At 70.9% G+C, this 13792-nt stretch carries 5 protein-coding genes, 1 tRNA gene and 2 rRNA genes; 1 reads left to right on the plus strand and 7 read right to left on the minus strand.

Translation table 11 applies throughout. The features are described 5' to 3' along the window. Window positions 1-69: 69 nt before the first annotated feature. The 3 genes from BMW99_RS06000 to BMW99_RS06010 form a co-directional block, all read right to left on the minus strand. Window positions 70-2808: a DNA translocase FtsK gene (locus BMW99_RS06000; protein ID WP_069463114.1), complete on the minus strand. Its 2739-nt coding sequence runs from the start codon at window positions 2806-2808 to the stop codon at window positions 70-72. A 169-nt stretch (window positions 2809-2977) separates the two neighbouring features. After that, window positions 2978-3667 carry a response regulator gene (locus tag BMW99_RS06005; RefSeq protein ID WP_069463110.1) on the minus strand — a complete coding sequence of 230 codons (690 nt, stop codon included), beginning with the start codon at window positions 3665-3667 and terminating at the stop codon, window positions 2978-2980. Window positions 3668-3943: 276 nt separating this feature from the next. After that, window positions 3944-9358, minus strand: coding sequence for a HAMP domain-containing protein (locus BMW99_RS06010; RefSeq protein WP_176735453.1), 5415 nt, complete (start codon window positions 9356-9358; stop codon window positions 3944-3946). A 326-nt stretch (window positions 9359-9684) separates the two neighbouring features. On the opposite strand from BMW99_RS06010, the gene BMW99_RS06015 reads away from it, so the two are divergent. After that, the gene (locus BMW99_RS06015; RefSeq protein WP_069463109.1) at window positions 9685-12312 is read left to right on the plus strand and encodes a SpoIIE family protein phosphatase; all 2628 of its coding nucleotides are present in this window, start codon (window positions 9685-9687) and stop codon (window positions 12310-12312) included. Window positions 12313-12400: 88 nt separating this feature from the next. Here BMW99_RS06015 and BMW99_RS06020 read toward each other — a convergent pair. From BMW99_RS06020 to BMW99_RS06035, 4 genes are all read right to left on the minus strand, one after another. Beyond that, window positions 12401-12473, minus strand: a tRNA-Thr gene (locus BMW99_RS06020). 109 nt (window positions 12474-12582) lie between these two features. Then, window positions 12583-13302 (minus strand): DegT/DnrJ/EryC1/StrS family aminotransferase, encoded by a 720-nt coding sequence (locus BMW99_RS06025; protein ID WP_075016377.1) that lies wholly within the window; start codon window positions 13300-13302, stop codon window positions 12583-12585. Between the two features lie 139 nt (window positions 13303-13441). Beyond that, a 5S ribosomal RNA gene (gene rrf / locus BMW99_RS06030) occupies window positions 13442-13558 on the minus strand. A gap of 95 nt (window positions 13559-13653) precedes the next feature. Next, a 23S ribosomal RNA gene (locus tag BMW99_RS06035) occupies window positions 13654-13792 on the minus strand; the annotation flags it as partial.

The raw sequence follows: 13792 nt of genomic DNA on the forward strand, positions 1-13792 counted from the left end.
TCCTCGGACCATCGTTCCGGCCATGGTTCCCCCGGAGGGCGGTGTCCGGCGGGCCGTCAGGTCCACCGGTCAGAGGGGACCCCCGCCGCGGATGACGGCGAGCACCCCGTCGATCTCGTCGGCCTTCACCAGGACGTCGCGCGCCTTGGAGCCCTCGCTGGGGCCCACGATGTTGCGCGACTCCATCAGGTCCATCAGGCGGCCCGCCTTGGCGAAGCCCACCCGCAGCTTGCGCTGCAGCATGGAGGTGGAGCCGAACTGCGTGGAGACCACCAGCTCCGCGGCCTGGCACAGCAGGTCCAGGTCGTCGCCGATCTCCTCGTCGATCTCCTTCTTCGGGACGCTGCCCACCGTGACGTCGGTCCGGTAGGTCGGCGTGAGTTGCGCCTTGCAGTGGTCGACGACCTTGGCGATCTCGTCCTCGGTGACGAACGCGCCCTGCAGGCGGATCGGCTTGTTGGCGCCCATCGGCAGGAACAGGCCGTCGCCCTTGCCGATGAGCTTCTCGGCGCCGGCCTGGTCGAGGATCACGCGGCTGTCGGCGAGCGAGGAGGTCGCGAAGGCCAGCCGGGACGGCACGTTGGCCTTGATCAGGCCGGTGACGACGTCCACGCTGGGGCGCTGGGTGGCCAGCACCAGGTGGATGCCGGCGGCGCGGGCGAGCTGCGTGATGCGGACGATGGAGTCCTCCACGTCCCTGGGCGCGACCATCATCAGGTCGGCGAGCTCGTCCACGATCACCAGCAGGTACGGGTACGGCGCCAGCTCGCGCTCGCTGCCCTCGGGCGTCCTGGCCTTGCCGGAGCGGACCGCGGCGTTGAAGTCGTCGATGTGCCGGAAGCCGTACGCGGCGAGGTCGTCATAGCGCAGGTCCATCTCGCGCACCACCCACTGCAGGGCCTCCGCGGCCCGCTTGGGGTTGGTGATGATGGGCGTGACGAGGTGCGGAATGCCTTCGTACGCGGTGAGTTCGACGCGCTTGGGATCGACGAGCACCATGCGCACCTCGTCGGGGGTGGCGCGGGCCATCACCGAGGTGATCAGGCAGTTGATGCAGGACGACTTGCCGGAGCCGGTGGCGCCGGCCACCAGGACGTGCGGCATCTTCGCGAGGTTGGCCATCACGTAGCCGCCCTCGACGTCCTTGCCGAGCGCGACGGTCATCGGGTGGTCCTCGCCCGCGGCGTCGGCCGAGCGCAGCACGTCGCCGAGGTTGACCATCTCGCGGTCGCTGTTGGGGATCTCGATGCCGACCGCGGACTTGCCGGGGATCGGGCTGATGATCCGCACGTCCGGGCTGGCGACGGAGTAGGCGATGTTCTTGGCCAGCGCGGTGATCCGCTCGACCTTGACCGCGGCGCCCAGCTCGACCTCGTACCGGGTGACCGTCGGGCCGCGGGTGAAGCCGGTGACGTCCGCGTCGACCTTGAACTCCTTGAACACCTGCTTGAGCGAGGCGACGACGGCGTCGTTGGCCGCGCTGCGGCTGCGGCCGGGCCCGCCGCGGGTCAGCAGGTCGAGCGAGGGCAGCGCGTACGTGATGTCGCCGGACAGCTGCAGCTGCTCGGCGCGCGGCGGCAGCGGCTGCGAGGCCGGTTCGGGCGCGGCCTTCGTGAGGTCCGGGACGGAGCCCTCCGCGGCCGCGGTGGCCCCGCCGTCCGCGGGGTCCTCGCCGCGGGCGGGGGGCACCTGCTTCCTGATCCGGCTGGTGAGGTCCGCGACCAGCGGCGAGGGCTGCACGCCGTGCAGCACCGCGCCGTCCAGCGCGGCGGCCGCCGCCGCGGCCACGTCCACCGCGTCCGGCCCGCCGTCCCCGTCGGACGCCTCGGCGCGGCGCCGGGGCCGGCGGCGCGGCTTGGGCTCGGCGTCGCCCTCCAGGGCGCCGTCGCGGTCGACGTCGTACGGATCCGCGCGGGATCCCGCCGGCGGCTTGGTGAGGCGCAGCGGCAGGCGGCGCACCGGCGACTCGTCGTCGGCGGTGCGCTGGTCGTCGGCCGCGTCCTCGTCGAAGAAGTCCTCCAGCGGCACCGCCTCGGGCTCGGTGACGCCCGCGTACAGGCCGAGCCGGGTGCCGGCCGCGCGCAGCCGCTGCGGGATCGCGTTCACCGGGGTGGCGGTGACGACGAGCAGTCCGAAGGCGGTGAACAGCAGCAGCAGCGGGACGGCCAGCGGCCCGCCGACGGTGTAGCGCAGCGGCGAGGCGGCGGCCCAGCCGATGAGGCCGCCGGCGTCCCGCAGTGCCTGGGCGCCCTCGCTGCGGCTGGGCGAGCCGCACGCCAGGTGGATCAGCCCGAGCGCGCCGATCACCAGCGCGGACAGGCCGATGACGATGCGTCCGTTGGCCTCGGGCTGTTCGGGGTGGCGCATCAGCCGGACGGCGACGGCACCGAGCAGGAACGGCACGAGCAGGTCGAGGCGGCCGAACGCGCCGGTCACCAGCGTCTGGACCAGGTCGCCGACCGGGCCGTGCAGGTTCGACCAGGTGCCGGCGGCCACCACCAGCGTCAGGCCGAGCAGCAGCAGCGCCAGACCGTCCTTGCGGTGGGCCGGGTCCAGTCCCTTCGCACCGCGCCCTATCCCGCGGAAGACGGCGCCCACCGTGTGGGCGAGGCCCAGCCACAGCGCGCGCACCAGGCGGTAGAGGCCGCTGGTGGGCGAAGGGGCGGGCCTGGGTGCGGGCTTGGTGGCCGCCTTCTTCGCCGGCGCCCTGGGGGCAGCGCTCTTCGCCGCGGGCTGCTTCGCCGCGGTCTTCTTGGCCGCAGGCTTCGCCGGGGCTTTCTTGGCGGTGCCGGACGTACGGGAGGCCATGGTGGTGAGGTTACCGCCCTTGTGATCGGGGAACACGCCTGGCCATGCATACGCCCGTTCGTGTCGGCCCGCGCCGACAGGGGATTGACGCCGCGTCAACCCAGGTCGACGAGACGGTGGCGGACCGGCCGCGGCACCTGGCCGCGGCCGACTGCTCCGCCCGTCCGGTCTACTCGGGGCCCTGCTGCTTGACGATGCCGTCGCGGCCCGCGCCGTGCGGCTCCAGCGCGTCCAGCGCCCGCCGCAGGCCGGTGAGTTTGCGCTCCAGGTGGGCGGCGGTGGCCACCGCCGCCGCGTCCGCCGACTCGTCGAGCTGCTTGCTCAGCGCCTCGGCCTGCTCCTCGACGGCGGCCAGCCGCGCGGACAGTTCCGCGAGCAGACCGGCCGACTCCCTGCTCCCGTTGGAACCGCCGCCCGGCGCGCCCTGCTCCAACTGGAGCCGCAGCAGCGCCGCCTGTTCCCGGAGCTGGCAGTTCTTCATGTACAGGTCCACGAAGACCGACACCTTGGCCCGCAGCACCCACGGGTCGAAGGGCTTGGAGATGTAGTCGACCGCACCGGCCGCGTAGCCGCGGAACGTGTGGTGCGGGCCGTGGTTGATCGCGGTGAGGAAGATGATCGGGATGTCCCGCGTCCGCTCCCGCCGCTTGATGTGCGCCGCGGTCTCGAAGCCGTCCATGCCCGGCATCTGCACGTCGAGCAGGATCACCGCGAAGTCGTCGGTGAGCAGCGCCTTGAGCGCTTCCTCCCCGGACGATGCCCGTACCAGTGTCTGATCGAGCGCCGAGAGGATCGCCTCCAGCGCCAGAAGATTCTCCGGCCGGTCATCGACCAGGAGGATCTTGGCCTTCTGCACCACGGCCCGCCCTCCTCGCCCCGGTACTGCTCCGGTCGCCGCCCCCGCGGACAGCTCTGTCATGCCGCCCGTCCTTGTGCCGGTCATGGTAGCCGCACCCCGCCGTTCGCCACACCCTGTCACCGCCAGGTCACTCAACACGTACCGGAAACGCAGGCGGAGACCAGAAGGTTCCCCGCATCCGGCACCCTCACACCTCACCAGACACACGAGTCGGCAAAAGTTCGTACCGCAGTCGTGTGCCCGGCGTCAAAACCGGCACTCCGTGATCGGCGCGCGTCAGCGCGCGTGCATCCACTGTTCCATGAGAGTCAGCAGATGATCGGTGTCGACAGGCTTCGTCACATAATCCGACGCTCCTGACTCGATCGCCTTCTCACGATCTCCCTTCATCGCCTTCGCGGTGAGCGCGATGATGGGCAGACCGGCGAACTGCGGCATCTTGCGAATCGCCGTGGTCGTCGCGTATCCGTCCATCTCCGGCATCATGATGTCCATCAGCACGACGGCGATGTCGTCGTACTGCTCCAGCACCTCGATGCCCTCCCGCCCGTTCTCCGCGTAGAGCACCGTCAGGCCGTGCTGCTCCAGGACGCTGGTGAGCGCGAAGACGTTGCGGATGTCGTCGTCGACGATGAGCACCTTCTCGCCGCTGAAGCCCCCGGAGAAGCCGGTGTAGGCGTCCGAGTGGACGTCCTCGATCCACGGCTCCGAGGCGGGCAGCTGCCCGTTGGACTGCGGCCTGCCGTTGTTCTGGGCGCTGTTGACCGCCGGCTCCGGCGCGGGCTGCGCGGAGCGCCTGCGCAGCCGGGCCAGGCTGCTGCCCGGGCTGCGGGTCCTGCCGCCCTGCTGATCGCCCTCGCCCTGCCCGAGGGAGGGCGCCTGGGGCGCCGCGGGCGGCACGTCGCCGAGCGTCATGGGCAGGTACAGCGTGAACGTCGAGCCGCGGCCGGTCTGGCTGTCCGCGTGGATCTCGCCGCCCAGCAGCCGGGCGATCTCGCGGCTGATGGACAGGCCCAGGCCGGTGCCACCGTACTTGCGGCTGGTGGTGCCGTCGGCCTGCTTGAACGCCTCGAAGATGACCCGCATCTTGCTGGCGGCGATGCCGATGCCGGTGTCGGTGACCGAGAACGCGATGAGCGGCTGGTCCGGTTCCCGCAGGTTGCCGGCCTCCAGCAGCTGCTCGCGGATGGACTGCGGAACCTCCGCGCCGGCCGGCCGGATCACCAGCTCCACCGACCCGCTGTCGGTGAACTTCACCGCGTTGGACAGCAGGTTGCGCAGCACCTGCAGCAACCGCTGCTCGTCGGTGTGCAGGGTGACCGGGAGTTCGGGCGACACGCGCACCGAGAAGTCCAGGCCCTTCTCCGCGGTCAGCGGCCGGAACGTCGCCTCGACGTAGTCGACGAGCTGCACCAGCGCGATCCGGGTCGGCGAGACGTCCATCTTGCCGGCCTCGACCTTCGACAGGTCCAGGATGTCGTTGATCAGCTGCAGCAGGTCGGAGCCGGCGCCGTGGATGGTCTCGGCGAACTCGACCTGCTTCGGCGACAGGTTGCGGTCGGCGTTGTCGGCGAGCAGCTTGGCCAGGATCAGCAGCGAGTTGAGCGGCGTGCGCAGCTCGTGCGACATGTTGGCCAGGAACTCCGACTTGTAGCGCATCGACACCGCGAGCTGCTCGGCGCGCTCCTCCAGGACCTGCCGGGCCTCCTCGATCTCGGTGTTCTTCACCTCGATGTCGCGGTTCTGCCGTGCCAGCAGTTCGGCCTTGTCCTCGAGTTCGGCGTTGGACAGCTCCAGCGCCCGCTGCCGGTTCTCCAACTCGGCCGAACGCTCCTGGAGTTGCTCGGTGAGCTCCTGCGACTGCTTGAGGAGGTACTCGGTCTTGGTGTTGACCGAGATGGTGTTGACGCTGATCGCGATGATGTCCGTGATCTGGTTGAGGAAGTCCTTCTGGATCTGCGTGAACGGCTGGAACGCGGCCAGTTCGATCACGCCCAGCACCCGGCCCTCGAACAGCACCGGCAGCACGATCACATGGGACGGCGGTGCCTCGCCCAGCCCGGAGGTGATCTTCAGGTAGCCCGGCGGCACCTGCTCGACGAGGATCGAGCGCTTCTCCACCGCCGCCTGCCCGATCAGGCCCTCGCCCGGCATGAACACGGTCTGCATCGTGCGCCGGGAGAAGCCGTAGCTGCCGACGAGTCCCAGCTCGTAGTCCTCGCCCGGTTCGCTGGTGTCCTCGGCGAGGAAGAACGCGCCGTGCTGCGCGGACACCACCGGCGTCAGCTCGCTCATGATCAGCGCGGCGACGTCGCGCAGGTCGCGGCGGCCCTGCATGAGGCCGGAGATGCGCGCCAGGTTGCCCTTGAGCCAGTCCTGCTCCTTGTTGGCGAGCGTGGTCTCGCGCAGGCGGACGATCATCGTGTTGATGTAGTCCTGCAGCTCCAGGATCTCGCCCGCGGCGTCGACGTCGATCCGCAGGTTGAGGTCGCCGCGGGTCACCGCGGTGGCGACCTGCGCGATGTTGCGCACCTGGCTGGTCAGGTTGTTGGCCATGAGGTTGACGGACTCCGTCAGGTCCTTCCAGATGCCGGAGACGCCCGGCACGCGGGCCTGGCCGCCCAGCCGGCCCTCGGTGCCCACCTCGCGGGCCACCCGGGTCACCTCGTCACCGAAGGCGGACAGCTGCCCGACCATGGTGTTGATGGTGGTCTTCAGCTCCAGGATCTCCCCGCGGGCGTCCACGTCGATCTTCTTCGACAGGTCGCCGCGCGCGACCGCGGTCGTCACCTGGGCGATCTGCCGCACCTGGCCGGTGAGGTTGGACGCCATGCCGTTCACGGACTCCGTGAGGTCCTTCCACGTGCCCGCGACGCCAGGCACCCGCGCCTGGCCGCCGAGGATGCCCTCGGTCCCCACCTCCCGTGCCACTCGGGTGACTTCGTCACCGAACGCCGACAGCGTGTCCACCATCGTGTTGATGGTGTTCTTCAGTTCCAGGATCTCGCCGCGCGCGTCGACGTCGATCTTCTTCGTCAGGTCGCCGTTGGCGACCGCGGTGGCGACCGACGAGATGGACCGCACCTGGCTGGTCAGGTTGGAGGCCATGCCGTTGACGGACTCGGTGAGGTCCTTCCAGATGCCGGAGACGTCCCGCACCCGGGCCTGACCGCCCAACTGGCCCTCGGTGCCCACCTCTCGGGCGACACGGGTCACCTCGTCACCGAACGCCGACAGCGTGTCCACCATCGTGTTCACGGTCGTCACCAGCGCGAGGATCTCGCCCTTCGCGTCGACGGTGATCTTGCGGGACAGGTCGCCGTTGGCGACCGCGCCCGTGACGTCGGCGATGTTGCGGACCTGGCTGGTCAGGTTGTTCGCCATGAAGTTGACGGACTGGGTGAGGTCCTTCCACGTGCCGCTGACGCCCTTGACCTCGGCCTGGCCGCCGAGGATGCCCTCGGTGCCCACCTCGCGGGCCACCCGGGTGACCTCCTCGGCGAACGAGGACAGCTGGTCGACCATCGTGTTCAGGGTGTTCTTCAGCTCGAGGATCTCGCCCTTGGCGTCCACGTCGATCTTCTGCGACAGGTCACCGCGCGCGACCGCGGTGGCGACCTGCGCGATGTTGCGGACCTGCGCGGTGAGGTTCCCGGCCATGAAGTTCACCGAGTCCGTCAGGTCGCGCCACACGCCGGCGACACCCGGCACCTGCGCCTGGCCGCCCAGCCGCCCGTCGGTGCCCACCTCGCGGGCCACCCGGGTCACCTGCTCGGCGAACGACGACAGCTGGTCGACCATCGTGTTGATGGTGTTCTTCAGCTCCAGGATCTCGCCGCGCGCGTCGACGTCGATCTTCTGCGACAGGTCACCGCGCGCGACCGCGGTGGTGACCTGGGCGATCTGCCGCACCTGGGACGTCAGGTTGCCGGCCATGAAGTTGACGGAGTCCGTCAGGTCCTTCCAGGTGCCGCTGACGCCGTCCACCCGGGCCTGGCCGCCCAGCCGGCCCTCGGTGCCCACGTCGGTGGCCATCCGCGTCACCTGCGCGGAGAACGAGCCCAGCTGGTCCACCATGCGGTTCACGGTGTTCTTCAGCTCCAGCATCTCGCCGGAGACGTCCACCGTGACCTTCTGCGTCAGGTCGCCGTTGGCGACCGCCGTCGTCACCTGCGCGATGTTGCGGACCTGGCCGGTGAGGTTGCGGAACGCGGTGTTGACGGAGTCCGTCAGGTCCTTCCACGTCCCCGCCGCGCCCGGCACCTGCGCCTGGCCGCCCAGCTGGCCCTCCACGCCGACCTCGCGGGCCACCCGCGTCACCTCGGCGCCGAACGCCGACAGTTGGTCGACCATGGTGTTGACGGTGTTCTTCAGCTCCAGCATCTCGCCGGAGACGTCCACCGTGACCTTCTGGGACAGGTCGCCGTTGGCGACCGCCGTCGTCACCTGCGCGATGTCGCGCACCTGAGCGGTGAGGTTGCGGAACGCGGTGTTGACGGAGTCCGTGAGGTCCTTCCACGTTCCCGCCGCGCCCGGCACCTGCGCCTGACCGCCCAACTGGCCCTCGGCACCGACCTCGCCGGCGACACGGGTCACCTCGTCGGCGAAGATCCGCAGCGTCTCGGTCATCGCGTTGATGGTCTCGGCGAGCTGCGCCACCTCCCCGCGCGCCCCGATGGTGATCTTCTGCGTCAGGTCGCCGTTGGCGACCGCCGTCGTCACCTGCGCGATGTCACGCACCTGAGCGGTGAGGTTCCCGGCCATGAGGTTGACCGAATCCGTCAGGTCCTTCCACACGCCGGCGACGCCCGGCACCCGGGCCTGGCCGCCCAGCTCGCCCTCGGTGCCCACCTCGCGGGCCACCCGGGTCACCTCGGAGGAGAACGACGACAGCTGGTCGACCATCGTGTTGACGGTGTTCTTCAGCTCCAGCATCTCGCCGGCCACGTGCACGGTGACCTTGCGGGACAGGTCGCCCTTGGCCACGGCCGTCGTCACCAGCGCGATGTCGCGCACCTGCGCGGTCAGCCGGTAGGCCATGGTGTTCACGGAATCCGTCAGGTCCTTCCACGAACCCGACACCCCCCGCACCTTCGCCTGGCCGCCGAGCTTGCCCTCGGTGCCGACCTCGCTGGCCACCCGGGTCACCTCGTCGGTGAACGCGGACAGCTGGTCGACCAGGCCGTTGACCGTGCGGCCCACCTTCAGGAACTCGCCGCGCAGCGGATGCGCCGACCCGTCGGCGTTCTGCGCGCGCAGGTCCATGCGCTGCTCCAGGTCGCCCTCGGCGACCGCCGACAGCACCCGGCCCACCTCGGACACCGGCCGCACCAGGTCGTCGACCAGGGCGTTCGACGCCTCGATCGCCGACGCCCAGGCACCCTCGCAGGCCCCTGTCTCCAGCCGCTCCGTGAGCTTGCCGTCCCGGCCCACCACGCGGCGCACGCGTGCCAGCTCGCCGGTGAGGTGCTGATTACGGTCCGCGACCTCGTTGAAGACCGCGGCGATCTCCGCCATCGGCCCCTCACCGGTCACCGTGAGCCGCTTGCGGAAGTTGCCGTCCCGCATCGCGGACAGCGCCCCGAGCAGCTTGGTGAGCGAGGCCGCGTCGACCTCTACGGTCCCGCCGCCACGGGATCGCCCGTTCTTCGTACGCGAAACCGAGGTCCGCGCCGATGCGCCAGACTCCACCGTGTCCCTCCTGGGGGGTCGCCCGACCCGCAGATGTGCAATGTTGCCGACTGCAGAACATGCCCAGTGTTTCACTCCGGCCCCGCCCAGCCATAACGGTTCGGCAGCATCGCATATGACCGGCGGGCATCTTCGGGGTGGAAACACCCGCAACCGGCGCACAGACCCTCCTCACGGGTCAGTAACCTGGCCTTGGGTATCGGGTGCCTCCCCGCTCGGGGCGGGCATACACCTCTGAGGAGCCGCCCGTGGCAGTCACGCAGCACGGCGGCAGGCCGGCGGACGCGTCGAGCGCGCCCGCCTTGTCACGAGCAGCGAGGAGACCGGTGATCACGGCGCGCGCAGCGGCCACCTTCGAACCGGTGGGGCGGTCGGTCGCGGTTGCCCGCGCCTTCGTCCGCGACACCCTGCAGGGCTGGGGCTTCGCCGACGTCGTGGACGACGCCGTCGTCCTGACCAGCGAACTCGTCACGAACGCGGTCGTCCACGCCGGCACCGCGGCCGATGTGCAGTGCCTGCGGTACGAGACGGCGGTGCGCGTCGAGGTCGCCGACCACTACCCCGAACGCGAGATCCCGCTGCAGAGCCGCGGCCGGCAGTTCCGCGAGGGCGACAACGAGGGCGGCCGCGGGCTGATCCTCTGCGCGGCCCTCGCCAGCCGCTGGGGCGTGGAGTACACCGCCTCCGGCAAGCACGTCTGGTTCCAGCTCGACCTGCCCGAGCGCCCCGCCGGCACCCGCTCCGCCGGCCCGCTGCTCCCGCCCTCGGCCCTGCCCGTGGCCGACGAGCGGGTCAGGGTCGCCGTCGTCCAGATCGACCGCGGCGGCTGCGTCACCCGCTGGAACGACGACGCCGCGGACCTCTTCGGCCACGTGGCCCAGGACGTCGTCGGCAAGTCGCTCGCCGACCTCGCCGCCTGGCCGCAGACCCCCGGCACCGGCATCGGCCTGGCCGAGGCCCTGCAGCTCTCCCGCTGGGAGGGCACCTACGGCCTGCGCGACCGCACCGGCCGCGTGCTGCCCGTGTACGGCTCCCACCTGCGGGTCCGCGACAGCTCGGGCGAGCCGTCGACGGTGTGCCTGCTGGTGCGCGCCGAGGAGCGCGCGGTGCTGCAGAGCCCGACCCGGGGCTCGGTCCCGCTCGACACCGCGCTCAGCCAGCGCGACAAGAGCTCCGACGCCTTCGAGGTGTTCATCGGCTCGCCCGCGCCCGACGACCTCGACGGCCTGCTGCAGCGCACCGTCGAGCGCGCCCGCGACATGCTCGACGGCGACGCGGCCTACCTGCTCCTCGCCACCGACGACGAGACCGAGCTGGAGGTTCGCGCCTCCACCGGACTGCCCTCGGCCCGGCAGCGCTTCGCCCGCGTGCCGGTCGAGGCCGGCACCGGCCGCTACGGCAGCGCCCGCATGCCCGCCGTCCACGAGGACCTGACCGCGGTGCCCGGCGCGGTGCCGCTGCTGTCCGGCACCGGCATGCGCTCCGTGGTGACCGTCCCGCTGAAGGTCGAGGGCCGCCTCACCGGGTCGATCGGCGTCGCCGCCGAAGCGCCCGGCCGCTACTCCAACCAGGAGGCGCTGCGCCTGCAGTTCGCCGCCGACCGGATCGCGCTGGCCGTGGAGAGCGCCCGGCTCACCGAGCTGGAGCGGCTGCGCCGCGGTTCGCTGTCGTTCCTGGTGGAGGCCTCCGACCTGCTCGCCGGCACCCTGGAGCGCGACCAGACGCTGGCCCTGATGGCGCAGATGACGGTGCCGACGCTCGCCAGCTGGTGCGCCGTCTACACGATCGCCGACCAGGCGGAACCGGAGCTGGCCTTCGTCCTGCACGAGGACGAGGACCGCATCGACGGCATCAAGGCGCTCCTGTCGCAGGTGCGCCCGCCGGACCCGGACCCGACGCCGGGCGCGCGCTTCTGGACCGCGCCCTCGGACGCCGCGCACTCCAGCGCCCTGCGCGCCTCGCTGCGCAGCCTCGGCCTCGGTGCCGGCAGCGGCGCCCGCCCGGCCAGCGGCCCCGGCATCGCGCTGGCGACCGCCGCCGCGGTCGGCGGGGAGACGGTCGTCCTGCCGCTGGTGGCCCGCAACCGCGTCATCGGCATGCTGACCCTCGGCAAGCCCGCGGACGAGCGGTTCCGCCAGGAGATCCTGGAACTCGCCGAGGACCTGTCCCGCCGTGCCGCGCTCGCCCTCGACAACGCCCGCCTCTACAGCGAGCGCACCGCGATCAGCCAGGCCCTGCAGCGCAGCCTGCTGCCGCCGGAGCTGCCGCGGGTCCCCGGTGTCGAGGTCGAGGTCGTCTACCGGGCGGCCGGCGAGGGCAACGAGGTCGGCGGCGACTTCTACGACCTGTTCCCGATCCGCGACGGCTGCTGGGGCTTCGCCATCGGCGACGTCTGCGGCACCGGCCCCGAGGCGGCGGCGGTCACCGGCCTGGCGCGGCACGCGCTGCGCCTGCTCGCCCGCGAGGGCTTCGGCGGCCCCGCGGTCCTGGAACGCCTCAACGCCGCCATCCTCGACGAGGGTGCCCGCAGCCGCTTCCTGACGCTGCTCTACGGGGAGTTGTGGCCCCAGCACGACGGGAGCGCGGTGCTGCGCATGGTATGCGCCGGCCATCCGCTGCCGCTGCGGCTGCGGCCCGACGGCACGGTGGAGCCCGCGGCGGACCCGCAGCCGCTGCTGGGCGTCATGGAGGACCTGGAGCTCGTCGAGCAGTCCGTGACCCTCGAACCGGGCGACGTGATGCTCTGCGTCACCGACGGCGTGACCGAGCGCCGTGAGGGCAGCCGCATGCTCGGCGACGACGGCCTCGCGGACGTCCTCGCCACCTGCACGGGCCTCACCGCCGGAGCGGTCGCCGCGCGCATCCAGCGCGCCGTGGAGCGCTTCGCCTCTGACGCGCCGTCGGACGACATGGCGATCCTGGCGATGCGCGTCCCCACGCTCCCCGCGTCCTGAACTCCCCGCGTCCCCACGGGCCGCGCGGAGTCCGGACCCCGAGAAAACGAAGAGGCCCCCGCCGTTCGGCGGGGGCCTTTCCCATCGGAGCCCCAATACGGAATCGAACCGTAGACCTTCTCCTTACCATGGAGACGCTCTACCGACTGAGCTATTGGGGCGCTGTCGACGAGAAGATCTTAGCCTATGAACGGGTGTGCGGTGAAACCCTGTCCGCACCCGGTCCGCCTCCCGGTCCGGCAACCCCGTCAGGCAACCTGAGGACGTGCTTCAGAGCAGCCCGCCGAGCGCGTTGCAGGCGTCGGCGACATGGGTCAACTCCCGCTGGGTGAGCCCGGAGTGGACCGGCAGGGTGAGGCTGTCGGCGGCCGCCCGCTCCGTCTCGGGCAGGAACGCACCGGACCGGTGGGCGGGCATCCGGTGCACCGGCACCGGAACGCTCACCGTGGACCGCACTCCGCGCGCGGCGAGCGCACGGGCGAACGCGTCCCGGTCGGGCCGGCCGTTGCCCGGTATCCGCACCGTGTACTGGTGGTAGAGGCGGTGGACGCCCGGCTCCGCGTACGGGACGACCACGCCCTTCAACGCGGAGTCCAGGAAACGGGCATGGGCGCGGCGCCGTGCGACCGCTCCGACGTCCTCGCGGTCGCCGCCCTCCTCCACCAGGGCGAGCGAGCACCGGTCGGCCAGCTCGCCGAGACGGTCGACCGGCGCGGGGTGCCCGAAGACACCGACCGGGATGATCGCGGCGGTACGGGGCGTGACGAGCGAGGCGACGGACTCGGGGTCCAGGCAGAACGTCCGTGCGTCGATGTCCGCGAACACCGGGAGTGCACCGGCCAGTCGAACGGCGTCCGCGGGAGCACTCGGCCCGAACGAGGGCACGATGACCTCGTCACCGTTGCCTATCCGCAGCTCATGCAAGGTCTCTCGCAGAGCGGCCGCCGTCGTGTCCGAAGCGATCCTGTGCCGTCGTCCGGCAGTCGTCATCTGCTGCACGTCTCCACACCTCCGCCTGTCGGGAGGCCAGGTTCTCCGGGCGACGTGAACGTCAGGTAACGGAAAACAGAAAAACCCCGGCCCCTGAGACAAAGCTCAGAAGTCGGGGTTTCCCGTCCTGCAAATATTTGTTCGGCGGTGTCCTACTCTCCCACAGGGTCCCCCCTGCAGTACCATCGGCGCTGAAAGGCTTAGCTTCCGGGTTCGGAATGTAACCGGGCGTTTCCCTAACGCTATGACCACCGAAACACTATGAAACACCACCCACCCAACAACCCACCACTACTGGTGGGGTGGGTGGTTGCTGGTTGTTTCAGAACCACACAGTGAACGCGAGCATACATGGACAAGCCCTCGGCCTATTAGTACCGGTCAGCTCCACACCTTACGGTGCTTCCACATCCGGCCTATCAACCCAGTCGTCTACTGGGAGCCTTACCCCATCAAGTGGGTGGGAGTCCTCATCTCGAAGCAGGCTTCC

Origin of the sequence: Actinacidiphila rubida, assembly GCF_900110255.1 — a bacterium.
Lineage (GTDB): Bacteria > Actinomycetota > Actinomycetes > Streptomycetales > Streptomycetaceae > Actinacidiphila > Actinacidiphila rubida.

Excerpts from the sequence above, each read along its gene's own strand:
- BMW99_RS06000 (WP_069463114.1), bottom strand. The coding sequence starts at position 2,808 with ATGGCCTCCCGTACGTCCGGCACCGCCAAGAAAGCCCCGGCGAAGCCT.
- BMW99_RS06025 (WP_075016377.1), bottom strand. The coding sequence starts at position 13,302 with ATGACGACTGCCGGACGACGGCACAGGATCGCTTCGGACACGACGGCG.